Origin of the sequence: Klebsiella sp. JB_Kp042 (assembly GCF_040065275.1) — a bacterium.
In the GTDB taxonomy this organism is placed as follows: domain Bacteria; phylum Pseudomonadota; class Gammaproteobacteria; order Enterobacterales; family Enterobacteriaceae; genus Klebsiella; species Klebsiella quasipneumoniae.
The window spans coordinates 71,088-94,188 of sequence record NZ_JBEAJL010000015.1; the positions used below are offsets into that span (position 1 = coordinate 71,088).

23 protein-coding genes and 2 tRNA genes are annotated in these 23,101 nt (G+C 60.7%); 14 read left to right on the top strand and 11 right to left on the bottom strand.

All coding sequences use genetic code 11. The features are described 5' to 3' along the window. From ABLV54_RS04620 to cobT, 6 genes are all read left to right on the top strand, one after another. Window positions 1-282 carry an energy-coupling factor ABC transporter substrate-binding protein gene (locus ABLV54_RS04620; RefSeq protein WP_004105092.1) on the top strand — a complete coding sequence of 94 codons (282 nt, stop codon included), beginning with the start codon at window positions 1-3 and terminating at the stop codon, window positions 280-282. After that, window positions 269-946 carry an energy-coupling factor ABC transporter transmembrane protein gene (locus ABLV54_RS04625; protein WP_101881256.1) on the top strand — a complete coding sequence of 226 codons (678 nt, stop codon included), beginning with the start codon at window positions 269-271 and terminating at the stop codon, window positions 944-946. Before ABLV54_RS04620 ends, ABLV54_RS04625 begins: the two co-directional genes overlap by 14 nt. An 8-nt stretch (window positions 947-954) precedes the next feature. Then, entirely contained in the window at window positions 955-1,770 is an 816-nt protein-coding gene (locus ABLV54_RS04630) for an energy-coupling factor ABC transporter ATP-binding protein (RefSeq protein ID WP_101881255.1), read from the top strand. Then, window positions 1,767-3,290: a cobyric acid synthase gene (locus tag ABLV54_RS04635; protein WP_048298154.1), complete on the top strand. Its 1,524-nt coding sequence runs from the start codon at window positions 1,767-1,769 to the stop codon at window positions 3,288-3,290. The genes ABLV54_RS04630 and ABLV54_RS04635 overlap by 4 nt, the downstream gene beginning before the upstream one ends. After that, window positions 3,284-3,829 carry a bifunctional adenosylcobinamide kinase/adenosylcobinamide-phosphate guanylyltransferase gene (cobU, locus tag ABLV54_RS04640; RefSeq protein ID WP_048335167.1) on the top strand — a complete coding sequence of 182 codons (546 nt, stop codon included), beginning with the start codon at window positions 3,284-3,286 and terminating at the stop codon, window positions 3,827-3,829. The genes ABLV54_RS04635 and cobU overlap by 7 nt, the downstream gene beginning before the upstream one ends. Window positions 3,830-3,903: 74 nt before the next feature. Continuing rightward, entirely contained in the window at window positions 3,904-4,959 is a 1,056-nt protein-coding gene (gene cobT, locus ABLV54_RS04645; protein WP_101881254.1) for a nicotinate-nucleotide--dimethylbenzimidazole phosphoribosyltransferase, read from the top strand. Window positions 4,960-5,055: 96 nt separating this feature from the next. On the opposite strand, the gene ABLV54_RS04650 is transcribed toward cobT, so the two are convergent. Together ABLV54_RS04650 and ABLV54_RS04655 are read right to left on the bottom strand one after the other, a co-directional pair. Next, window positions 5,056-5,132, bottom strand: a tRNA-Met gene (locus ABLV54_RS04650). A 33-nt stretch (window positions 5,133-5,165) separates the two neighbouring features. Continuing rightward, a tRNA-Met gene (locus tag ABLV54_RS04655) sits at window positions 5,166-5,242 on the bottom strand. A gap of 210 nt (window positions 5,243-5,452) precedes the next feature. On the opposite strand from ABLV54_RS04655, the gene mltA reads away from it, so the two are divergent. Continuing rightward, a complete protein-coding gene (gene mltA / locus ABLV54_RS04660) occupies window positions 5,453-6,550 on the top strand; it encodes a murein transglycosylase A (RefSeq protein ID WP_008806279.1) in 1,098 nt (365 codons plus the stop codon). A 105-nt stretch (window positions 6,551-6,655) separates the two neighbouring features. Next, window positions 6,656-7,465, top strand: a complete 810-nt coding sequence (gene tcdA, locus ABLV54_RS04665; RefSeq protein ID WP_049013567.1) for a tRNA cyclic N6-threonylcarbamoyladenosine(37) synthase TcdA — start codon at window positions 6,656-6,658, stop codon at window positions 7,463-7,465. A 130-nt stretch (window positions 7,466-7,595) separates the two neighbouring features. On the opposite strand, the gene csdE is transcribed toward tcdA, so the two are convergent. Next, window positions 7,596-8,033, bottom strand: a complete 438-nt coding sequence (gene csdE, locus ABLV54_RS04670; protein WP_023290863.1) for a cysteine desulfurase sulfur acceptor subunit CsdE — start codon at window positions 8,031-8,033, stop codon at window positions 7,596-7,598. Beyond that, window positions 8,033-9,238: a cysteine desulfurase CsdA gene (csdA, locus tag ABLV54_RS04675; protein WP_101881253.1), complete on the bottom strand. Its 1,206-nt coding sequence runs from the start codon at window positions 9,236-9,238 to the stop codon at window positions 8,033-8,035. The genes csdE and csdA overlap by 1 nt, the downstream gene beginning before the upstream one ends. 197 nt (window positions 9,239-9,435) lie before the next feature. On the opposite strand from csdA, the gene ABLV54_RS04680 reads away from it, so the two are divergent. The 4 genes from ABLV54_RS04680 (at window position 9,436) to rlmM (ending at window position 12,437) form a co-directional block, all read left to right on the top strand. Beyond that, window positions 9,436-9,660 (top strand): YgdI/YgdR family lipoprotein, encoded by a 225-nt coding sequence (locus ABLV54_RS04680; protein WP_002915549.1) that lies wholly within the window; start codon window positions 9,436-9,438, stop codon window positions 9,658-9,660. Window positions 9,661-10,011: 351 nt separating this feature from the next. After that, window positions 10,012-10,929, top strand: a complete 918-nt coding sequence (gene gcvA / locus ABLV54_RS04685) for a glycine cleavage system transcriptional regulator GcvA (protein ID WP_002915545.1) — start codon at window positions 10,012-10,014, stop codon at window positions 10,927-10,929. A 19-nt stretch (window positions 10,930-10,948) separates the two neighbouring features. After that, window positions 10,949-11,344 carry a DUF423 domain-containing protein gene (locus ABLV54_RS04690; protein ID WP_002915543.1) on the top strand — a complete coding sequence of 132 codons (396 nt, stop codon included), beginning with the start codon at window positions 10,949-10,951 and terminating at the stop codon, window positions 11,342-11,344. Further along, window positions 11,337-12,437 (top strand): 23S rRNA (cytidine(2498)-2'-O)-methyltransferase RlmM, encoded by a 1,101-nt coding sequence (rlmM, locus tag ABLV54_RS04695; protein WP_050533552.1) that lies wholly within the window; start codon window positions 11,337-11,339, stop codon window positions 12,435-12,437. The genes ABLV54_RS04690 and rlmM overlap by 8 nt, the downstream gene beginning before the upstream one ends. A gap of 54 nt (window positions 12,438-12,491) precedes the next feature. On the opposite strand, the gene fucR is transcribed toward rlmM, so the two are convergent. From fucR to fucP, 5 genes are all read right to left on the bottom strand, one after another. Next, on the bottom strand, window positions 12,492-13,202 hold the full coding sequence (gene fucR / locus ABLV54_RS04700) for an L-fucose operon activator (RefSeq protein ID WP_023290860.1): 711 nt from the start codon (window positions 13,200-13,202) through the stop codon (window positions 12,492-12,494). A 58-nt stretch (window positions 13,203-13,260) separates the two neighbouring features. Beyond that, complete coding sequence (gene fucU / locus ABLV54_RS04705) at window positions 13,261-13,683, bottom strand: L-fucose mutarotase (RefSeq protein WP_023290859.1); 423 nt, start codon at window positions 13,681-13,683, stop codon at window positions 13,261-13,263. Between the two features lies 1 nt (window position 13,684). Continuing rightward, on the bottom strand, window positions 13,685-15,103 hold the full coding sequence (gene fucK / locus ABLV54_RS04710) for an L-fuculokinase (protein WP_060591982.1): 1,419 nt from the start codon (window positions 15,101-15,103) through the stop codon (window positions 13,685-13,687). Window positions 15,104-15,209: 106 nt separating this feature from the next. Further along, window positions 15,210-16,985, bottom strand: coding sequence for an L-fucose isomerase (gene fucI, locus ABLV54_RS04715; protein WP_135704149.1), 1,776 nt, complete (start codon window positions 16,983-16,985; stop codon window positions 15,210-15,212). A 32-nt stretch (window positions 16,986-17,017) separates the two neighbouring features. Then, complete coding sequence (fucP, locus tag ABLV54_RS04720) at window positions 17,018-18,328, bottom strand: L-fucose:H+ symporter permease (RefSeq protein ID WP_048298145.1); 1,311 nt, start codon at window positions 18,326-18,328, stop codon at window positions 17,018-17,020. Window positions 18,329-18,894: 566 nt separating this feature from the next. On the opposite strand from fucP, the gene fucA reads away from it, so the two are divergent. Continuing rightward, the gene (fucA, locus tag ABLV54_RS04725) at window positions 18,895-19,542 is read left to right on the top strand and encodes an L-fuculose-phosphate aldolase (RefSeq protein ID WP_023290855.1); all 648 of its coding nucleotides are present in this window, start codon (window positions 18,895-18,897) and stop codon (window positions 19,540-19,542) included. Between the two features lie 27 nt (window positions 19,543-19,569). Further along, window positions 19,570-20,718 carry a lactaldehyde reductase gene (gene fucO / locus ABLV54_RS04730; RefSeq protein ID WP_101881251.1) on the top strand — a complete coding sequence of 383 codons (1,149 nt, stop codon included), beginning with the start codon at window positions 19,570-19,572 and terminating at the stop codon, window positions 20,716-20,718. 58 nt (window positions 20,719-20,776) lie between these two features. On the opposite strand, the gene xni is transcribed toward fucO, so the two are convergent. Together xni and ABLV54_RS04740 are read right to left on the bottom strand one after the other, a co-directional pair. Next, window positions 20,777-21,532 (bottom strand): flap endonuclease Xni, encoded by a 756-nt coding sequence (xni, locus tag ABLV54_RS04735; protein ID WP_101881250.1) that lies wholly within the window; start codon window positions 21,530-21,532, stop codon window positions 20,777-20,779. A gap of 150 nt (window positions 21,533-21,682) precedes the next feature. Continuing rightward, on the bottom strand, window positions 21,683-23,050 hold the full coding sequence (locus tag ABLV54_RS04740; protein ID WP_348813720.1) for an L-serine ammonia-lyase: 1,368 nt from the start codon (window positions 23,048-23,050) through the stop codon (window positions 21,683-21,685). Between the last annotated feature and the right edge of the window lie 51 nt (window positions 23,051-23,101).

Below are 23,101 nucleotides of genomic sequence, written 5' to 3' on the forward strand. Positions count from 1 at the left end.
ATGAAAAAGACGCTGATATTGTTCGCCATGGTGGTGGCGCTGGTGATCCTGCCGTTCTTTGTCGATCACGGCGGCGAATTCGGCGGCTCGGACGGCGAGGCGGAGAGCCAGATTCAGGTGGTCGCGCCGCATTATGAGCCATGGTTCCAGCCGCTGTACGAACCGGCGAGCGGAGAAATTGAGAGCCTGCTGTTTACGCTCCAGGGCTCTCTCGGCGCGGCGGTCATTTTCTATATTCTGGGCTACAGCAAAGGCAGACAGCGCCGTGATGACCGGGTTTGACCGACTCAGCTATCAGAGCCGCTGGTTTCACGTCGCACCGGAGCGCAAGTTCCTGTTCTGGCTGCTGCTGATGGTGCTGGCTTTTACCCTGCCTCCGCTGGGGCAGGGTATCGAAATGGCGCTGATTGCCGCCTTAACCTGCTGGCTGCTGCGGGTCTCGCCGTGGCGCTGGTGCCGTTGGATGGCGCTGCCGTTTGGCTTCCTGCTGATCGGTGTGCTGACCATTGTGTTCAGCGTCAGCCGCAATCCGCAGGATCTGCTGGTGAGCCTGCCGCTGGGCAGCGTCTGGCTGGGCATCACGTCGGAGGGGTTGACGACCGCCAATCAGACCTTCTGGCGCAGCCTGGCGGCGCTGGCGTCCACCTTCTGGCTGGTGCTGAATCTGCCGTTCCCGCAGCTTATTGTGCTGCTCAAGCGCGGGCGGGTGCCGCGGCTGCTGACCGAGCAAATTCTGCTGACCTGGCGCTTTATTTTTATTCTGTTAGACGAAGCGCTGGCGATTCACCGTGCGCAAACATTACGTTTTGGCTACCGTAGCGTGCCGAAGGGCTATCGTTCGCTGGCGATGCTGGTAGGACTGCTGTTTACCCGGGTGATGATTCGCTACCAGCAGATGAGCACCACGCTGGATATCAAACTGTATCAGGGTGATTTTCACCTTTAAGGATAAGTATGCTTGCCACGACCGATCTCTGGTTTCGCTATCAGGACGAGCCGGTGCTGAAGGGGCTGACGCTGGATTTTTCCCATCACGCCGTGACCGGACTGGTAGGGGCGAACGGCTGCGGAAAATCCACGCTGTTTATGAACCTGAGCGGTCTGCTGCGCCCGCAGAGCGGGGCGGTGCTATGGCAGGGAAAATCGCTGGACTACAGCAAGCGCGGCCTGCTGGCGCTGCGTCAGCAAGTGGCGACCGTTTTCCAGGACCCTGACCAGCAGATTTTCTATACCGATATCGACAGCGATATCGCCTTTAGCCTGCGGAACCTGGGCATAGCGGAAGAGGAAATTGCCCGCCGGGTGGACGATGCCCTGACTCTCGTCGATGCCCAGGGGTTTCGTCACCAGCCGATTCAGTGCCTGAGCCACGGGCAGAAAAAGCGCGTGGCGATAGCCGGCGCGCTGGTGCTGCAGGCGCGCTATTTACTGCTCGACGAGCCGACGGCGGGTCTCGATCCTTCGGGACGCGCGCAGATGATCGACATCATTAAGCGTATTGCCGATCGGGGCAACCACGTGGCGATCTCCAGCCACGATATCGATCTGATCTATGAAATCAGCGATGCGGTTTACGTCTTACGCCGCGGCGAAGTGCTGGCGCACGGCGAACCCGGGGAGGTGTTTGCCCGCAGCGAACTGATGGCCCAGGCCGGGCTCACCCAGCCGTGGCTGGTGAAACTGCACGGGCAGCTCGGGCTGCCGCTGTGTAAAACCGAAGAAGAATTTTTTACGCGGATGCGAAGCAACGCGATGAAGGAGGCGTCATGACGCTGGCAATTATGTTACAGGGCACCGCTTCTGACGTCGGCAAAAGCGTGCTGGTCGCGGGGCTGTGCCGCATCTTTTATCAGGACGGGCAGCGCACCGCGCCGTTTAAATCGCAGAATATGGCGCTTAATTCCGGTATCACGCCGGATGGCAAAGAGATGGGCCGCGCGCAGATTTTCCAGGCCGAAGCGGCGGGTATTATCCCGGATGTGCGCATGAACCCGGTGCTGCTTAAGCCAACCAGCGACCGTAAAGCGCAGGTGGTGCTGATGGGCAAAGTGGCGACCGATATGGACGCGGTGAGCTATCACGAATATAAACCGCGCCTGCGGGAACAGATCCTCGCGGTTTATAACAGCCTGGCCGCCGAACATGATGTGCTGGTGCTGGAAGGGGCGGGCAGTCCGGCGGAGATCAATCTGCGCGATCGCGATATCGTCAATATGGGCATGGCCGAGATGGCCCAGTGCCCGGTGATCCTCGTGGCGGATATCGATCGCGGCGGCGTCTTCGCCTCTATCTACGGCACGCTCGCGCTGCTGCACGATCGCGAGCGCGCGCGGGTCAAGGGCGTGATTATCAATAAATTTCGCGGCGACGTGGCGCTGCTGTATTCCGGGATCGAGCAGATAGAAGCGCTCACCGGCGTCCCGGTGCTCGGCGTCATGCCGTGGCTGGACGTCGATCTTGAAGATGAGGACGGCGTCGCGCTGCAAAAAGGGAAATATCTGCGCACCGACAGGCGCGATATTGAGATTGCCGTGATTCAGGTGCCGCACATCTCTAATTTTACCGATTTCAACGCGCTGGCGGCGCAGCCGGACGTCCGCGTCCGCTATGTTCGCCAGCCGCAGGAGCTGGCGGGCGTGGATATGGTGATCCTGCCGGGCAGTAAAAATACGCTCGGCGACCTGGGCTGGCTGCGCGAGAGCGGCATGGCGCATGCGGTACTGCAGGCCCGGCGTCAGGGCGTACCGGTGCTGGGGATCTGCGGCGGCTATCAGATGCTCGGCGAAACCATTATCGATGAGGTGGAGTCGGGGCTTGGCACCCAGCCGGGGCTGGGGTTGCTCAATACCGTCACCCACTTTGCGCACAGCAAAACGACGACCCAGGTCACGGCGACTCTGGCTCCGGCGCTGCCGGCGTGGCTGGCGGCAACGGCGGGGCTGGCGGTAAGCGGCTACGAAATTCATATGGGCGAAACCGAGCTGCGCGACGGCTGTCGTTCGCTGATGCAATTACATAAAGGCGGCCTGAGCGTGGCGGACGGCGCGGTCAGCGATGACGGCCTGGCGTTTGGCACCTATCTGCACGGCCTGTTCGATAGCGATGCCTTTACCCGCGCGCTGGTTAACGGCCTGCGCCAGCGTAAAGGGCTGGCGGCGCTGGATAGCGATTTCGAGTATGCGCAGTATAAATCGCGCCAGTTCGATCTGCTGGCGGACGCGATGCGTCAGCATATTGATATCGAAAAAATCTACGCCATCATGCGCCAACATCAGGAGCCCGTATGCTGACTTTAGTGACCGGCGGGGCGCGCAGCGGTAAAAGCCGCCATGCCGAAGCGCTGATCGCCCATGCGCCGCAGGTACTGTATATCGCCACCTCGCAGGTTTTTGATGACGAGATGGCGGCGAGGATCCAGCACCACCGCGACGGCAGGCCCGCGCACTGGCACACCGCCGAGCGCTGGCGGCAGCTTGATGAGCTGATCACCCCGGATATCGCCCCGGAGGAGGCGATTTTGCTGGAATGCATCACCACCCTGGTGACCAACCTGCTGTTTGCGCTGGGGGGCGACAGCTCGCCGGACGGCTGGGATTATGCGGCGATGGAGCGGGCGATCGACGCCGAAATCGCGGTACTGATTGCCGCCTGCCAGCGCTGCCCGGCCCGCGTGGTGCTGGTGACCAACGAGGTAGGGATGGGGATTGTGCCGGAAAACCGTCTTGCCCGCCATTTCCGCGATATCGCCGGGCGCGTCAACCAGCGCCTGGCGGCGGCGGCGGACGAGGTGTGGCTGGTGGTGTCGGGCATTGGCGTAAAAATCAAATAGGCCAGGCGCGCCGTAACGGGCGTTATTCTTCCTGCTGGCTCTGCCATGAGCCAGCCAACAAGACGAGAACCTCTATGCAAAGCTTAACCTCTCTACTGGGCGCGATCCCGGCGCCTGATGAAAACGCGATGGCGCGCGCCCGGCTTCATATTGATGGTCTGCTGAAACCGCCCGGCAGCCTTGGACGCCTTGAAGATCTTGCCGTGCAGCTGGCGGGCATGCCCGGTCTTGAAGGTGTGCCGCAGGTGAAAAAAAAGGCGCTGCTGGTGATGTGCGCCGACCACGGCGTGTGGGACGAAGGGGTCGCCATTTCGCCAAAAGCGGTGACCGCAATTCAGGCGGCGAATATGAAGCTGGGCAAAACCGGTGTTTGCGTACTGGCGGCGCAGGCGGGCGCGAAGATGTACGTGATTGATGTTGGAATCGATGCCGAGCTGATACCGGGCGTCATCAACATGCGCGTGGCGCGCGGCTGCGGCAATATCGCCGTCGGTCCGGCAATGCGCCGCAGCCAGGCGGAAGAGCTGCTGCTGGAGGTGATGCGCTATACCCGGGGGCTGGCGGAGGATGGCGTCACCCTGTTTGGCGTCGGGGAGCTCGGAATGGCCAATACCACCCCGGCGGCGGCAATCGTCAGCGTCCTGACCGGCAGCGATGCCCAGGAGGTGGTAGGCATTGGCGCTAATCTGCCGTTGGCGAAGGTCGGCAATAAAGTTGAGGTGGTACGACGAGCCATCGCCGTTAACCGCCCCGATCCGCATGATGGTCTGGACGTGCTGGCGAAAGTGGGCGGTTTTGATTTATTGGGGATGACGGGGGTAATGCTGGGCGCGGCCTCCTGCGGTCTGCCGGTGGTGCTCGATGGCTTCCTCTCCTACGCCGCGGCGCTGGCGGCGTGCCGAATGGCGCCGCAGGTGAAACCCTATCTTATCCCGTCGCACTATTCGGCGGAGAAGGGGGCGCGTATCGCGCTGGCGCACCTGGAGCTGGAACCGTATCTCAACATGGGGATGCGCCTGGGCGAAGGCAGCGGCGCGGCGCTGGCGATGCCGATCGTGGAAGCGGCCTGCGCGATGTATCACGAAATGGGGATGCTGGCGGCGAGCAATATTGTGTTGCCGAAGGGCTGAGAAGGTGGGGGAGCGGCGCTGCGCCGTTCCCGGAATTCTGTAGCAGATTCGCGGAGCGCAGAAACAAAAAAACACCCTGGAGGGTGTTTGTAATGTTGGTTGCGGGGGCCGGATTTGAACCGACGACCTTCGGGTTATGAGCCCGACGAGCTACCAGGCTGCTCCACCCCGCGTCACCGTACTGCTTTACTTCATCAAATTTTAATTGGTTGCGGGGGCCAGATTTGAACTGACGACCTTCGGGTTATGAGCCCGACGAGCTACCAGGCTGCTCCACCCCGCGTCCGTGGAAGCGCACTATACTCCGCTAGCGAGATGATGCAACCTTTTTTCGACCAAATCGACATTTTTGTAAGAATTGGCTTATAAAACGCCATGTTGTGGTGTTTTTTTACACAAATCTGTGCCATCGATGAGATCGCGCATTTCAATAGCCCCGGCGCTTTGTTATCTTCAACACGCACTAAGGCTTCGCAGCAAAAGATGAGACACCATGAAAGGACGTTGGGCAAAATATGTAGCGACGGGGGCAATGCTGGCCATGCTCGCCGCCTGTTCCTCAAAACCGACCGACCGCGGTCAGCAATATAGCGATGGCAAGTTCACCCAGCCGTTTTCACTGGTAAACCAGCCGGATGCCGTCGGGGCGCCGATCAATGCCGGCGACTTCTCCGAGCAGGTTAATCAAATTCGTAACGCTTCGCCGCGCCTCTATAACAGCCAAAGCAACGTCTATAACGCGCTGCAGGAGTGGCTGCGCGCCGGCGGCGACACCCGTACGCTGCGCCAGTTTGGCATCGACGCCTGGCAGATGCAGGGCACCGACAACTATGGCAACGTCCAGTTTACCGGCTACTACACGCCGGTGGTGCAGGCGCGCCACACCCGCCAGGGCGAATTCCAGTACCCCATTTACCGGATGCCGCCGAAGCGCGGCAAGCTGCCGTCCCGCGCCAGCATTTATGCCGGCGCGCTGAGCGATAACTATGTGCTGGCGTACAGCAACTCGCTGATGGATAACTTCATCATGGACGTGCAGGGCAGCGGTTATATCGACTTTGGCGATGGTTCGCCGCTCAACTTCTTTAGCTATGCCGGGAAAAACGGCTGGCCCTATCGCAGCATCGGCAAAGTGCTGATCGACCGTGGGGAAGTGAAGAAAGAAGATATGTCGATGCAGGCGATCCGCGAGTGGGGTGAAAAGCACAGCGAAGCGGAAGTGCGTGAGCTGCTGGAGCAGAACCCGTCGTTCGTGTTCTTTAAACCGCAGTCTTTCGCGCCGGTGAAAGGGGCCAGCGCCGTGCCGTTGATCGGCCGCGCCTCGGTGGCCTCCGACCGGTCGATTATTCCGCCGGGAACCACCTTGCTGGCCGAGGTGCCTCTGCTGGATAATAACGGCAAGTTTAACGGCCAATACGAACTGCGACTGATGGTCGCCCTCGATGTCGGCGGGGCCATCAAAGGCCAGCATTTCGACATCTATCAGGGCATTGGGCCTGACGCAGGCCACCGTGCCGGCTGGTATAACCACTATGGCCGCGTATGGGTGCTGAAAAACGCCCCGGGCGCGGGCAACGTCTTTAGCGGCTAGTACTCACGTTCTTTTCCCCGGTCGCGCTGCGCTTACCGGGGCTACGGTAGCCCGGGTAAGGCGCTTGCGCCGCGACCCGGGAATGTCCACTAATTCTGAGGTTATATGTCTGTTGTAATCAGCGATGCCTGGCGCCAGCGTTTTGGCGGTACGGCACGTTTATATGGTGAAAAAGCGCTGCAATGTTTTGCCGACGCCCACGTCTGCGTGGTCGGCATCGGCGGGGTCGGCTCGTGGGCGGCGGAAGCGCTGGCGCGAACCGGCATCGGGGCGATCACCCTTATCGATATGGACGATGTCTGCGTGACCAACACCAACCGCCAGATCCACGCCCTCAGCGGCAACGTCGGGCTGGCGAAAGCCGAAGTGATGGCGGAGCGTATTCGCCTGATCAACCCGGAGTGTCGGGTGACGGTAGTGGATGATTTCGTGACCCCGGAAAACGTGGCGGAATACCTGGGCGCCGGCTTCAGCTACGTCATCGACGCCATCGATAGCGTCCGGCCGAAAGCGGCGTTAATCGCTTACTGTCGTCGCCATAAGGTGCCGCTGGTCACCACCGGCGGCGCGGGCGGACAAATCGATCCGACGCAAATCCAGGTCGCCGATCTGGCGAAAACCATCCAGGATCCGCTGGCGGCCAAACTGCGCGAGCGGCTGAAAAGCCAGTTTGGGGTGGTGAAAAACAGCAAAGGCAAGCTCGGCGTGGACTGCGTCTTCTCTACCGAAGCGCTGGTCTACCCGCAGGCGGACGGCAGCGTCTGCGCGATGAAGAGCACGGCGGAAGGGCCGAAGCGGATGGACTGCGCATCCGGGTTTGGCGCGGCGACGATGGTGACCGCGACCTTTGGCTTTGTCGCAGTATCCCATGCGCTGAAGAAAATGCTGGCGAAGGCGGAGCGGCAGACGGCGTAAATTCCCGGGTCGCGGCGCAGGCGCCTTACCCGGGCTACAAGACAATTCCCCGGAGGCACCGGTCCGGGCGACAAAACCGCACGAACCCGTAGCCCGGGCAAGGCGCGTCAAGCGCCGCCCCGGGATGAGCTTAAACCTCAACCTCGCGGGCGGCGGCGAGCACCGCTTCGCTCAGGGCGCTGAGCCCCTGGCTGCGCGAGGCGCTCAGCTGGCCGCGCAGCCCCAGCTCGTCGAACAGCGCCAGCGGATCCTCGGCCAGGATCCCGGCGCGGGTTTTTCCTTCCACGGCGGTTAAGAGTACGGCCAAAAGACCGCGCACAATCCGTCCTTCGCTGTCGCCAAAGAAGTGCAGCCTGCCTTCGGCATCCTCCTCATAGCCCAGCCAGACGCGGTTTTCACACCCGGCAATCTCCCGGGCCTGCGCTTTGCGCTCATCGGTCAGCGTCGGCAGCTTTTTGCCCAATAAAATCAGCTGCCGATATTTATCCTCCCACTGGTTCAGCGGGGCAAAGGTCTGGCGCAGCGTGGCGTCGGTAATGGTCGTGCCGAAGGGATGCAGAGTTGTCATTAATCCACCAGAATTTCCAGAGCGCGATCCACCGCGTGGACCAGCGCCGCAACATCGTCTTGGGTATTGTAGGGGGCGAAAGAGGCCCGCAGCGTGCCGCTGACCCCTAAGGCCGCCAGCAGCGGCTGGGCGCAGTGTTGCCCGGCGCGCAGGGCAATGCCGGACTCCGCCAGCAGCGTCACCAGATCGCTGTGATGAATACCGTCGAACTCAAAGGCGAGCAGGCTTGATTGCTGGCAGCGGAAAGAGCGGAAGCCCGGCCGTTTCGCCAGCGCCTCTTCCGCCAGGCTCGCCAGACTGCGGCTCCAGTTTTCCGCCTGGCCGATATCGCTCTGCGCCAGCCACTCCAGCGCGGCGCTCAGGCCAATCACCCCGGCGACATTGGGCGTACCGGCCTCAAGGCCATAGGGTGCCGGCTGCGGCGTAAAGCCGTCAAAGCTGACCTCGGCGATCATCTTCCCGCCGCCGAGCCAGGGCGACATCGCCGCCAGCAGTTCGCTTTTACCGTACAGGGCGCCGATCCCGGTCGGGCCATACAGCTTATGGCCGGAAAAGGCGTAAAAATCGATATCCAGCGCCTGCACGTCCGCGGGGAAATGCACCGCCCCCTGGGCGCCATCGACCATCACCACCATTCCGGCGGCGTGAGCAAGGCGGATGGCCTGCGCCAGGTCCGGGCAGCCGCCGGTGACGTTGGACATCTGCCCGATGGCCAGCACCCGGCTGCGCGGGGTGATGAGCGCGCCGAGGCTGGCGATATCCGGCAGCCGGTCGGCGCCAAGCGGCAGCTTGACCACTCTGGCGCCGGTCTGCCCGGCCACCATCAGCCAGGGCACGAGGTTGGCATGATGCTCGGCTTCGCTGACGATAATTTCATCGCCAGGCTGCAGCCGCGGCCGGACGTAGCTCTGCGCCACCATATTGATGGCCTCCGTGGTCCCCCGCGTCCAGACGATATCTTTGCCGGAGGGGGCGTTCAGCCATGCCGCCACGCGCTCGCGGGCCGCCTCATAGCGCTCGGTCAGCCGCTGGGCGGCGGCGAATTGACTGCGGTGGACGTTGCCGGCGCTCAGGCGATAAAACTGGTCGCTGGCCTCAATGACCGCCAGCGGTTTGAGCGCCGTCGCCGCGCTGTCGAGATAGACGCCGGCGTCGGCCAGAGCCGGAAACTGCGCGCGAAAGTGCGCAGGGTTGAATGCGTTCATGGAATTCCTCGTATCAATACCGCGATCGTCGCGCAATTTGCCGGGCGTGACAAGGCCTCTGCGTCCTGTGGAATTGTCCGAATGTGACTCCACATGGGGCAAAGAGGGTTATGCTGAAAAGTGTTGGGTTTGTGTTTTAACCTATTACTTAACGAGTCACGAATAGTATAAATAGCCGTAAGGAGAGAAAAATGAAAATGACTAAGGCCGCTGCGATTATCTCTGCCTGTATGCTGACTCTGGGCCTGAGCGCCTGTTCCTCTAACTATGTGATGCATACCAATGATGGGCGGACCATCGTCACCGACGGGAAACCGCAAACCGATAATGATACTGGCATGATCTCGTATAAGGACGCGTGGGGCAACAAACAGCAGATCAATCGCTCTGACGTGAAACAGCTGGGTGAGCTGGACGAGTAAGGCAGTAAAAAGGCAAAAAAAAGCACCGCGCGTTGCGGTGCTACATTAAATCACTATGGACAGACAGGGTAAATGTACAGGAAGTGAAAAGGGGTAGCCTTGCTACCAGGGTCTGCAAAGACAGACCAATTGCAAACACAACAACACAACATCACAACCGTAAGCCAAAAGCTTGATGGAACACGCATTCCAAAAAAAGCTTCTCGTTCCGGCTCAGGAAGTGCCGCCACTATAGGTATTTGCTGGTAGAACCTCAACGGACAATTTATAATGGCTCAGATAAAAAAAACTAATAGGTTAACCGTTGTTTCCTATTTGTTAAATTGAGTTAACATCTAAGCCAGAATAACCATGTCGAAGCGATTACCTCCTCTGAATGCATTACGTGTTTTTGATGCAGCCGCACGCCATCTCAGCTTCACTCGGGCAGCCGATGAGCTTTTTGTGACGCAGGCCGCAGTCAGCCACCAAATCAAGTCTCTCGAGGATTTTCTGGGCCTTAAGCTGTTCCGTCGGCGCAATCGTTCGCTGCTGTTAACGGAAGAAGGGCAAAGCTATTTTCAGGATATTAAAGAGATTTTTTCGCAACTGACGGAAGCGACGCGTAAACTGCAGGCGCGCAGCGCCAAAGGGGCCTTAACGGTCAGTTTATTGCCGAGTTTCGCCATCCAGTGGCTGGTGCCGAGACTCACAAGCTTTAACTCAGCTTATCCGGGAATCGACGTCAGGATCCAGGCGGTGGACCGTCAGGAGGATAAGCTGGCGGACGATGTCGACGTGGCGATTTTTTACGGTCGCGGCAACTGGCCGGGCCTGCGTGTGGAAAAACTGTACGCCGAGTATCTGCTGCCGGTCTGTTCCCCGCTGCTGCTCACCGGCGACAAGGCATTGAAAACGCCTGCCGATCTGGCGCAACATACGCTGCTTCACGATGCGTCCCGCCGCGACTGGCAAACTTATACCCGCCAGCTGGGTCTAAGCCATATTAATGTGCAGCAGGGACCGATTTTCAGCCACAGCGCGATGGTGCTGCAGGCGGCCATTCATGGGCAGGGCGTGGCGCTGGCCAATAACGTCATGGCGCAGTCCGAAATTGAGGCCGGTCGCCTGGTGTGTCCGTTTAATGATGTTCTGGTCAGTAAGAATGCGTTTTACCTTGTTTGCCATGACAGTCAGGCAGAACTGGGTAAAATAGCCGCTTTCCGGCAGTGGATTCTGGCGAAAGCGGCAAGTGAACAAGAAAAATTCCGCTTTCGTTATGAACAATAATTACTTGTAGGGTAACAACATGACCAGCCGTTTTATGCTGATATTCGCCGCGATTAGCGGCTTTATCTTTGTGGCTCTGGGTGCCTTCGGCGCGCATGTCTTAAGTCAATCGCTCGGCGCGGCGGAGATGGCCTGGATCCATACCGGCCTGGAGTATCAGGCCTTCCATACCCTGGCGATTTTTGGTCTGGCGGTGGCGATGCAGCGTCGGATCAGTATCTGGTTCTACTGGAGCAGCGTGTTTCTGGCGTTAGGGACCGTGCTGTTCAGCGGCAGCCTCTACTGCCTGGCGCTCTCTCATTTACGCCTGTGGGCGTTCGTGACCCCGGTGGGCGGCGTGAGCTTCCTCGCCGGCTGGGTGTTAATGTTAATTGGTGCAATTCGTCTGAAACGTAAGGGCGTTGTTCATGAATAAGGTTGTCCTCTATTGTCGCCCTGGGTTTGAGAAAGAGTGCGCAGCAGAAATTACCGATAAGGCAGCCCGCCTTGAGGTGTTTGGTTTTGCCCGGGTCAAAGAAGACTCTGGTTATGTGATTTTTGAAGGCTATCAGCAGGATGATGGCGAGAAGCTGGTGCGCGATCTGCCGTTCAGCTCGTTGATCTTCGCCCGCCAGATGTTTGTGGTCGGCGAACTGCTGCGCGACCTGCCGCCGGAGGATCGCATCACGCCGATCGTCGGCATGCTTCAGGGCGTGGTGGAGAAGGGCGGCGATCTGCGCGTCGAGGTGGCGGACACTAACGAAAGCAAAGAGCTGATGAAGTTCTGCCGCAAGTTTACCGTGCCGCTGCGCGCGGCGCTGCGCGAAGCGGGCGTCCTGACCCGCTATGAAACGACGAAGCGTCCGGTGGTGCATGTGTTCTTTATCGCCCCGGGCTGCTGCTATACCGGCTACTCGTACAGCAACAACAACTCGCCGTTCTATATGGGCATTCCGCGGCTGAAGTTTCCGTCCGACGCCCCGAGCCGCTCCACCCTCAAGCTGGAAGAGGCGTTCCACGTCTTTATTCCGGCGGACGAGTGGGACGAGCGCCTGGCGAACGGCATGTATGCCGTCGACCTTGGCGCCTGCCCGGGCGGCTGGACCTATCAGCTGGTGAAGCGCAACATGTGGGTCTCTTCGGTCGATAACGGTCCGATGGCCCAGAGCCTGATGGATACCGGCCAGGTGACCTGGCTGCGCGAAGACGGTTTCCGCTATCGTCCGAACCGCAACAACATTTCGTGGATGGTCTGCGATATGGTGGAGAAGCCGGCGAAAGTGGCGGCGCTGATGGCGCAGTGGCTGGTCAACGGCTGGTGCCGGGAGACCATCTTCAACCTCAAGCTGCCGATGAAAAAGCGCTACGAAGAGGTGTCGCAGAACCTGGCCTATATTCAGGCCCAGCTGGACGAGCACGGGATTAACGCCCAGATCCAGGCGCGTCAGCTGTACCACGATCGTGAAGAGGTGACCGTTCACGTGCGTCGCCTGTGGGCCGCCGTCGGCGGACGTCGCGACGAGCGTTAATCTCTCACCCTCAGGCCGGAGACGCGTGCTTGTCCTCCGGCCTTCGCCGCATGCTTAAGGCTGCGGCGCATCCGACACAATATGCGTCACGTCATCCAGATGACCAATTCTCGCCTCGCCGGAACGGTTGAACTTACTTTTATCGATCAGCAGCAGCGACTGCGCCGCCCGCTTAAGCAGGATCGATTTGAAGTCGGCATTGAACGCATTGGAGTCCCACAGCGCGCCCTGCGGGTCGATGCCTTCGCAGGAAAAAATAAACAGATCGATCTCCAGCGATTTCAGCTGGGAAATCAGCGCCGGGTTAACGTAGCAGCCATATTTCCGCTGCAGGGTGCCGCCGGAGCAGGTGAGGGCGATCTGGTCGCGTTTGGCCAGCTCCTGGCAGATGGGCTGGCTGTTGGTAAAAACGTGCAGCGGGCGGTCCGGCAGCTGGCGGGCGAGGTACCAGCAGGTGGAGCTGGCATCGAGGGCGATGACCATGCCTTCGTCAATCCAGGCCAGCGCTTCGCGGGCGATGTCGGCTTTATGCGCGTAATGGCTTTTCAGGCGCATGTGGAAAGGGTCGCCGCTGTCCTGGCTGCGCTGGTGGATCACTTTGGCCCGGCCGTGGTTGCGCAGCACTTTGCCCTGCGCCTGCAGCTCGCTGAGATCGCGGCGAATGGTTTCCCTGCTGACGTTGAGCTGTTTTGACAACGTTTCGGTGGTCAGGCTGCTGTGGTTGATCAGGAGATCGACGATCGCCTGCTGGCGGGCCGCTTTCATTTATTCTCACCCCATCATTGATTGAGCGTCTGCATCAGGCAGACGCTCCGGCATGAGATTACGGCGTGACTCCTTTTTTTAAAAGGATATTTCCGTACTTAGCGCACTCTCCTGTGATAACGATCGCAAAGGCTTTTTGCGCCCGCTCGTAGAAGGCGAAGCGGTCAATCCGCACGATGTCCGGGCAGGGGGCCTGCGCCGAGAGCGCCTGCCGATAGCGCTGTTCCACCGTCGGGTCGAGGGCATCGCCTTCGACGGCAGCCATCATCACCAGCGGCGGCGCGTAGCTGTCTAACTCGAACAGCGGGATAATCGCCTGCAGCAGGTCGCTGACCCGCAGGCCGTCGGCGCGGATCACCTGCGGACCCATGCTGTGCGCCGGGAAGTGGGCATCGGAAAAAATAATTTCATCCCCATGGCCCATTTCGGCCAGCACTTTCAGCAGTTCCGGCGATATCAGCGGGGAAATGGTTTTGAGCATCTCAGGCTTCCTCTGTGAATTCAGGTTCAGTTTGCGGCCAAAAATAGCGGTAGCGGTACGCGACCTGCGCCCTGGCCTGCTCCGGCGAAGAGAACTCGCCCACGCCATACCAGCCAAACATCGCCGCGCCGGCCACCGTGGTTTCGGCATCGTCGAGCACTTTGATCGGTATTCCCAGCCGGTCGGCCTTGATCTGGTTCCACAGCGCGTTGCGGCTGCCGCCGCCGACCAGCAGCAGCTCTTTCGCCCGGAAGCGGCCGATGTTTTCCAGGGTTTGCAGATGCTGCGCCAGCTGGTCGCTTAACCCCTCCAGCGCGGCACGGTAAAAATGGCCGCGGGTGGTGTTGAGCGTGACGCCCTGCCAGCCGGCGTGCTGGCTGGCGAGCAGGTCGCACTGCATCCTGACGCCCTCGGCGCCGGGCGGGATCGCCTGGGCTTCGTCAATCAGGGTTTGCCACGGCGTGTCGGCGCTCCACAGCAGCTTACGCACCCATTCGAGCACGCCGGAGGCCAGCCACTGCATCCCCGGGTTATAGCGCCCCGGCTGGCTGTCCAGTTCGCAGGTGGAGCCGCTGTAGTCGCCGAGCAGCGAGGTGTCGACCTGCGCGCTGCGCACCATCAGGATCTCCCAGGTCCCGGAGGAGAGCACCGGCTCATCCTGCCCGGCGCCGGCGCCAAACAGGGCGAACTGGGTGTCGTGCCCGGCCGAGATAACCGGGATCCCGACGGGAAGGCCCAACAGCGCAGCGGCCTTCGGCAGCAGGGCGCCGATCGGCTGGCCCGCTTCAACCAGCCGTGGGAACAGGCGGCGCGGCAGGCCGGTCGCCTGCAGGATCGGCGCGCTGAAATCGCGCTGCCGGAGATCGAGCATCTGGCTGGTGCCCGCCATGGTAAGGTCGGTGGTGAACTCCCCGGTCAGCCGATGGTTGATCAGCGACGAAATGAACAGCCAGGCATGGGCCTGCGCCAGCAGCTGCGGGTGGTTCTCTTTCAGCCAGATCAGCTTATACAGGGTGTTGAACGCAAAGGCGCCGACGCCGGCGATTTGCTGCAGCTGGCGCGCGGGCATATACCGGCTGATGGTGTCCATCACCGCCGCGGTGCGCGGGCATTTCCAGCTGATGATCGGATACAGCAGCGCACCCTGCTCATCCACCAGCGCGCCATCGACGCCAAAGGTCGTGACGGCGATGCCGCGTACCGTGCAGGAGGCCAGCGGGTCGTGGATCTGCCGACAGCAATCGGCAAAGCGCTGCATAATGGCCTCCAGCGACCACTGGTGCCAGTCGCTGCGCTCGGCGGCGATGTCGCTGGCGTTTGCCGTGGCGGCGCGGGCGACAATGTTCCCCTGTCGGTCAACGGCCATCGCCCGCACATTGGTGGCGCCGCAGTCGAGGACCAGGATAACGTCTTGCTTCATAGTGACTCCCGAAACAACATTGCCGAATGGCGCGGCGCTTATCCGGCCTACAAACAGCGCGCGTCTGTAGGCCCGGTAAGCCTGCGCCACCGGCTAAACCCACCTGTTAACGCTTATACAGCGGCCCGTAGTTCTGGCAGGTGCGATAGTCCTGGCCTTCGATGTCCATGCCGTGCGCGGCCCAGGCGGAGGGGCGGTAGATTTTCGCCGCTTCCACGTTGTGCATGCAGACCGGAATGCGCAGCATGGCGGCGAGAGTAATGAAATCCGCGCCGACATGGCCGATGGTCAGCACGCCGTGGTTGGCGCCCCAGTTGGCCATGACCGAGTACACATCGCTGAACGGGCCCTTGCCGGTCAGGCGCGGGGCAAACCAGGTGGTGGGCCAGGTGGAGTTGGTGCGGGCGTCGAGCTGGTCGTGCATCGCTTTGGGCAGCGCCACGCTCCAGCCTTCGGCAATTTGCAGCACCGGTCCCAGACCTTTGATGATGTTCACCCGGGTCATGGTGAACGGCACGCCGCCTTCGGTCAGGAAGCGGGAAGAGAAGCCGCCGCCGCGGAAGTATTCATGGATCGCCGGGCACCATTCGGTGGCCGCGAGGCAGGCATCCGCCTCGTTCTGTTCAATCTCCCAGTGAGGTTTCATCGTCGGGTTGCCCTGCGCGTCGCGCTGCTGGCAGGAGCCGTCCAGCGCCGCGGAGCCGGAGTTAATCAGGTGAATAATGCCGTGCTCCGCCCGGCCGGTGAGCGGCTGCCCGGTGACGCGCTCAACGGCGTCCGGCGACCAGTAGGTGCGCACGTCGGCAAACACCTGGGCGGTGCCGGTGAGCTGGTGGCCCATCAGCATGGCCACGCCGTTGAGGCTGTCGTTTTCGGTGGCGACGACGAACGGCTCGCGCACGCCGTTCCAGTCAAAAGAGCTGTTGAGCAGCGCTTCGGCGGTATCGCCATTGGGGTATTGATCGGTCCAGTGGCGCTGGCCCTGGAAACCGGCGGCGATGGCGTTGTAGCCCAGCGACTCCTCCACCAGCCCTTTTTCCGCGAGCTTCGCGTTGCCCTGCATCATATCGCGGATGCACATCGCCATCAGCAGGCTCTCTTTCAGCACCGCGCGGCTCTGCGTTTCATTGCGCTTATACTGCTCGGCGTTCTGATCTTCGCCGTAGCGGAAATGTTTATCCGCCCACGCCAGCGCCATCTCCAGCTCGGTTTCATCATAGATTTTCTGATCGATTCGCCGGCGCAGCTCCGTCATGTCGACTGCCTGAACCTTCATCCCGAGCCAGGATTCAAAGAAGTTGTGGTCGACGATGGAGCCGGCGATGCCCATTGAGACGCCGCCCAGCGACAGATAGCTTTTCCCCTTCATACTGGCGACGGCCAGGCCGGCGCGAGCAAAGCGCAACAGTTTTTCTTCGACGTCCGCCGGGATGGAGGTGTCATCGGCATCCTGCACGTCATGCCCGTAGATAGAGAACGCCGGGATCCCTTTCTGGCTGTGGGCCGCCAGCGCGGCGGCCAGATAGACCGCCCCCGGACGTTCGGTGCCGTTAAAGCCCCAGATGGCCTTCGGGCGCAGCGGATCCATGTCGATGGTTTCACTGCCGTAGCACCAGCAGGGGGTGACGGTGATGGTGACGCCAACGTTCTGGCTGCTGAATTTCTCTTCACAGGCGGCCGACTCGGCCATGCCGGCGATGCAGGTATCGGCGATCACGCACTCCACCCGGGCGCCGCAGGCATGGCGCAGCTTCTCGCTGATAAGCGCGGCGGTGGCTTTCGCCATGTTCATGGTTTGCGCTTCCAACGATTCGCGGACCCCCATGCGACGACCATCGATTACCGGGCGGATACCGATCTTCGGTAAGCTGATTTTTTTCATTACAGATCCCTCAGGTTATGCGGATAACAGGTTTAGTTCGTCGCCGCTTGCGAGCGGAAACGGGCAAAAATAAAGATGATGGCGAAGCACAGCGCCGGGACCAGCTCAGCGGTCGGGATATTGCCGGCGGCATCGCTGACAAAGCCCATCACCGGGGTGACGATCCCGCCGCCGATGATGGTCATGACGATAAAGGACGAGCCATATTTGGTGTCCTGGCCCAGCTGCTTAATCCCCAACGAGAAGATGGTCGGGTACTGAATGGACATAAAGGCGCTGCACAGGGTCAGGGCCAGCAGGCCGACGTGGCCGCCGCTGAAGGCGGAGAGCAAACAGAGCAGCATGGCGATAAGCGCATAGACAGCCAGTACGTTATGCGGCGCGAAGCGGCGGATAAGCCAGGTGCCGGTGAAACGGCCAATGAAGAAACAGACCATGGTGCCGGTGAGGTAGTTGGCGGCGAAACCGGCCGTCATGCCCGGGATCTCTTCGACAGCGTAGCGAATCAGATAGCTCCAGCAGGCGGTCTGCGCGCCGACATAGCAGAACTGGGCCAGAACCGCCCAGCGCCAGTGGCGGATGCGCATCAGGCGCGACAGCGAGGCGAGAAAAGTGCTCTGCGCGCTGTCGCCGTGGTCATCGCTTTGCAGCGACGGGAAGCGGGTGCAGACGATCAGCAGGGCGACCAGCAGCACGATAGCCACGATAATCATATAGGGGGTTTGTACCGACAGAACCAGGCTGTGCTTCCAGGCGGCGAGCTGTTCTGGGGTCATGCTATCCAGCACCTCCTGCGGCTGATGCGGCACGTTGGACAAAATAAGGCTCTGGCCAAATACCACGGCGATAATGGCGCCAAATGAGTTAAAGGTCTGGGCCAGATTAAGACGGAAGTGACCGCCGCTTTCCGGACCGAGAACGGTGACAAACGGGTTGGCCGCGGTTTCCAGACAGCCAAGCCCGGCGGCGATAATAAATAATCCAATCAGAAATAGGGTGTAATTCATCACTTCGGCGGCAGGCCAGAACAGCGCGGCGCCGCAGGCATATAAAAACAGGCCAGTAAGAATGCCTGCTTTATAGCTGAATTTTTTCATCAGCATCCCGGCGGGGATGGGAATAACAAAATAGCCAAAATAAAAAGCTGACTGGATTAATCCGGCCTGAAAGTTAGTCAACGTAAAGGCCTGTTGAAATTGCGGCAATAAAATATCATTAAGATTATTGGCCACGGCCCACAGAAAAAAGAGGGAGCATAGCAGAGCAAAAGGAATAATATAGCTCTTACTCTGCCCGCTCTCCATGGCGCGGTAACTTTGCGTTGGTATCGTTGTGTTTCCCATAGCGTCCTCATCAGTTCAGAAGCAGTTACAACAGCATTCAGGGCGCAGTCTGGTGCTGCAGCAGACCGCAAAATTATGTGAGCTCAGGTGACGCGCCGGTGAGTGAAATGAAAGTCACGGCGGAACTCATGGCTTCATTTTCAAATAAAAACCGCCTGTTAATATGATGAGGGTCACACTTAACGCTCTGCGGACCATTTTATGTGATAATTGTCACTTTAATTTTTCAAAATCGCTGACCGTTTGAGAAAATAAATTCACAAAACCACAACGCCAATGACCGATTGAATATATATCGTGGAAAACGGGCAAATGTTACAGGAAAATAAAATGCCCGCTTGATGGAATATTTTTAAGAACGGGCATTTTAAATGGTCGATTAACCAGTCTGATCCCTTTTTTTAGGGCGGAATAATTGACGTGGTTCACAAAATATGGCGATGAAAATTCCCCTGTGATTATTCAGGCTGAAGATGGAGATCATTATTCAACCTATCCCACGGTAGCCGACAATAATTGCGTTGCCCTGCCGTTGACGGATGATGAGTCGCCAAAAGAGGAAAGCAATGGAAAGAAACAGACTGGCCCGGCAGATTATCGATACCTGCCTGGAAATGACCCGCCTGGGGTTAAATCAGGGGACCGCCGGCAATGTCAGCGTGCGCTATCAGGGGGGGATGCTGATCACGCCCACCGGCATCCCGTATGAAAAACTGACGGAAGAGAAGATCGTCTTTATTGATGCCGACGGCCAGCATGAGCAGGGAAAACTTCCCTCCAGCGAATGGCGTTTCCATCAGGCGGCCTACCAGACGCGGCCCGATGCCCAGGCGGTGGTCCACAATCACGCTGTGCATTGTACGGCGGTGTCGATCCTCAACCGGCCCATTCCGGCCATCCACTATATGATCGCCGCGGCGGGCGGGAATTCGATCCCCTGCGCGCCCTATGCCACTTTCGGCACCCGCGAACTGTCTGAGCATGTCGCGGTGGCGCTGAAGCACCGCAAAGCCACGCTGCTGCAGCATCATGGCCTGATCGCCTGCGAGGCCAGCCTGGAGAAAGCGCTCTGGCTGGCGCATGAAGTGGAAGTCCTGGCCCAGCTCTATCTCAGCACGCTGGCGATTACCGACCCGGTACCGGTGCTGGATGACGAGGCGATCGCCATCGTGCTGGAGAAGTTCAAAACCTACGGATTACGCATTGAAGAGTGATGCCGCAACGCTAACAGGAGAGACGCGATGGCAAACCGAATGATCCTCAACGAAACGGCGTGGTTTGGCCGGGGGGCGATAAACGCATTAACCGATGAAGTGGCGCGGCGCGGCTATCGCAAAGCATTGATCGTCACCGACAGCACCCTCGCCCGGTGCGGCGTAGCGGCAAAAGTCACTGACAAACTGGACGCCGCCGGGCTGGCATGGAACATGTTCAGCGACGTGATCCCCAATCCCACCATCGCCGTGGTCCAGCAGGGGCTGCAGGCCTTTCAGCGCAGCGGGGCGGATTACCTGATCGCCATCGGCGGCGGTTCGCCGCAGGATACCTGTAAGGCGATCGGTATTATTCAGCGTAACCCGGCGTTCGCCGATGTCCGCAGCCTGGAGGGGCTGTCGCCCACCCGTCAGCCCAGCGTGCCGATCTTCGCGGTGCCGACCACCGCGGGTACCGCGGCGGAGGTGACGATTAACTATGTCATCACCGATGAAGAACAGCGGCGTAAGTTTGTCTGCGTCGACCCGCACGATATTCCGCAGGTGGCCTTTATCGATGCCGATATGATGGACGCCATGCCGCCGGCGCTGAAGGCGGCGACCGGCGTCGACGCCCTGACGCACGCTATCGAAGGGTACCTCACCCGCGGCGCCTGGGCTTTGACTGATGCGCTGCACCTCAAAGCCATCGAGATCATCGCCGGCGCGCTGCGCGGCTCGGTTGCCGGAGACGCCGGAGCGGGGGAAGCCATGGCGCTCGGCCAGTATGTGGCGGGGATGGGATTTTCCAACGTCGGGCTTGGCCTGGTGCACGGCATGGCGCATCCGCTCGGCGCTTTCTACAACACGCCGCACGGTGTGGCGAATGCCATCCTGCTGCCGCACGTGATGCGCTTTAATGCTGAGGCGACCGGGGAAAAATATCGCGATATCGCCAGGGCGATGGGCGTCAGGGTGGAAGCGTTAAGCCTGAGCGCCGCGCGCCTGGCGGCGGTGGAGGCGGTCTGCCAGCTCAACCGTGATGTCGGTATTCCCGGCCATCTGCGCGAGGTGGGCGTCAGGAAAGAGGATATTCCGGCGCTGGCCCAGGCGGCGCTGGCGGATGTGTGTACCGGCGGCAACCCGCGCGAGGCGAGCCTGGCCGATATCGTCGGGTTATATCAGGCGGCCTGGTGAGGGGCCGGCCCGGCCGAAGCAGGCGGTGCCGCCGCGCCGGCGCCGCGCTCGGGTAGGGTCAGCGCGTCAGCCGCAGCTGCTGCAGATTGCCGTCCAGCTGTAGGTCGGTCTGCAGGCGGGCGACTTCCCGGCAGGTGAAGGCCATGTCCTGATGCGTTGCCAGCTTTTTGCGCCACTTTTCCGGGACCTCGGCCAGGCGGGCATACAGCCCCTCCAGGTCCTGGAACTCGTTCAGCAGCTGGGCGGCGCTTTTAGGGCCAATGCCCGCTACGCCCGGCACCTTCGAGCTGCTGATCCCCGCCAGCCCCCAGTAATCCGCCAGCTGCTCCGGGGTGACGCCGAACTCGCTGGCGATGAAGGGGGCGTCCAGCCAGCGCTTCTGAAAGTAGTCGCGGATGCGGATGGTGGGCGACAGCAGCTGGCAGTAGCCTTTGTCAGTGGAGACAATGGTGGCCTGATGGCCCGCCTGGGCCACCTTCACCGCCAGGGTGGCGGCGAGGTCGTCCGCTTCGCTGCCCGGCGAGGCCCAGCAGCAGATCCCCCGCTGCTCGAAGGCGGCCCGCAGCGCCGGCATCTCGGCGACCAGGGTCTCCGGCATCGGCGCGCGGCCGGCTTTGTACTCCGGCAGGCGCTGGTGGCGCCAGCCGTGGGCGCGATCCTCATCATCAAACACCGCCACCGCGTGGGTGGGCTGACTATGGACGATCAGCTGCTCCAGCGCATGCAGGCAGGTATCGACGCAGGGCGAGCCCTGTACCGCGTGGATGCGGCGGATCAGATTTAACGCGTCGACGATTAACAGATGAACAGCCACAGATACCCCCTTATTCTCAGCGCCTTTAGGGTAACATCGGTGGTGATTCGAGGCCATTGGTAGAGCGAGGATCGGGAATCACACTCGCAAATCAGGCAGGATTCCGCTCAAAAGCTGGCCCGCCGCGGCGACGCGCGGCGGGCCAGCAGGTTAATCGCAGGCGACAATCTTCATCGCCAGCCCCCCGCGAGAGGTTTCCCGGTACTTGGCGTTCATGTCTTTGCCGGTTTCGTACATGGTCTCAATGACTTTATCGAGGCAGACGCGCGGCTCGCTGGTCCGGCGCAGCGCCATTCGCGCGGCGTTGACCGCTTTCACGGCGGCGATAGCGTTGCGTTCGATGCACGGCACCTGCACCTGGCCGGCGACAGGGTCGCAGGTCAGACCGAGGTTATGCTCCATGGCGATCTCTGCCGCGATGCACACCTGGCCCGGGCTGCCGCCCAGCAGTTCAGCCAGACCGGCCGCCGCCATCGAGCAGGCGACGCCCACTTCACCTTGGCAGCCCACTTCGGCGCCGGAGATCGAGGCGTTCATCTTATAGAGCGAACCAATCGCGCTGGCCACCAGCATATAGCGCGCCAGGGAGTTGCTGTTCAGCTTGCGGATAAACTTGTCGTAATAGGCCAGTACTGCCGGCACGATACCGCAGGCGCCGTTGGTCGGCGCAGTCACCACCCGGCCGCCGGCGGCGTTCTCTTCGTTCACCGCGAGGGCGAACATATTGATCCAGTCGACCACCGCCATCGGGTCGCTGTTGGTGGTGTCCTGGCTCACCAGCATGCGGCGCAGCGCGGCAGCCCGGCGCGGAACGCGCAGTTTGCCCGGCAGGACGCCTTCGGTGGTGATGCCGCGCTCAATACCGGCGCTCATCACTTCCCACACCGCGGCGAAGTGTTGCTCCAGCGCCTCTTTACTGTGCAGCGCCAGTTCGTTCTGCATCATCAGGCCGGAGAGCGACAGCCCGGTTTCGCGGCAGTGACGCTGCAGGTCGGCGGCGTTTTTATAGGGGTAAGGGACGGCCACCGGCGCGTCGGTGGTCTGGCCGAAGTGCGCTTCATCGACGATAAAGCCGCCGCCGATGGAGTAGTACGTCTGGCTGTAGAGCGCCTGGTCGCCGGCCAGGGCGGTGATGCGCATGCCGTTCTCATGCAGCGACAGGTTGTCGGCATGGAAATTCATGCACTGATCGACCGGGAAGTCCACTTCGTGCTGGCCGTTGGCCAGCATCAGGCGACCATGGGTGTTAACGTCCTGAATAAAGCCAGGGATAGCGTCGATGTCGACGGTGTCCGGCAGGTTGCCGGCAAGCCCCATGATAATCGCGATATCGGTATGGTGGCCTTTACCGGTCAGGGAGAGGGAGCCGTAGACGTCGACGACCACTTTGGTCACCTCGGCCAGCAGGCCGCGCGCGATCAGGTCGTCAGTGAATTGTTTGCCCGCTTTCATCGGTCCAACGGTATGGGAGCTGGAAGGGCCAATGCCGATTTTAAAGATATCGAATACGCTGATCATATGTATTCCCGTGCTGTCGGAAAGCGCGCCCCCGTTCAGCGGCGCGGGGGG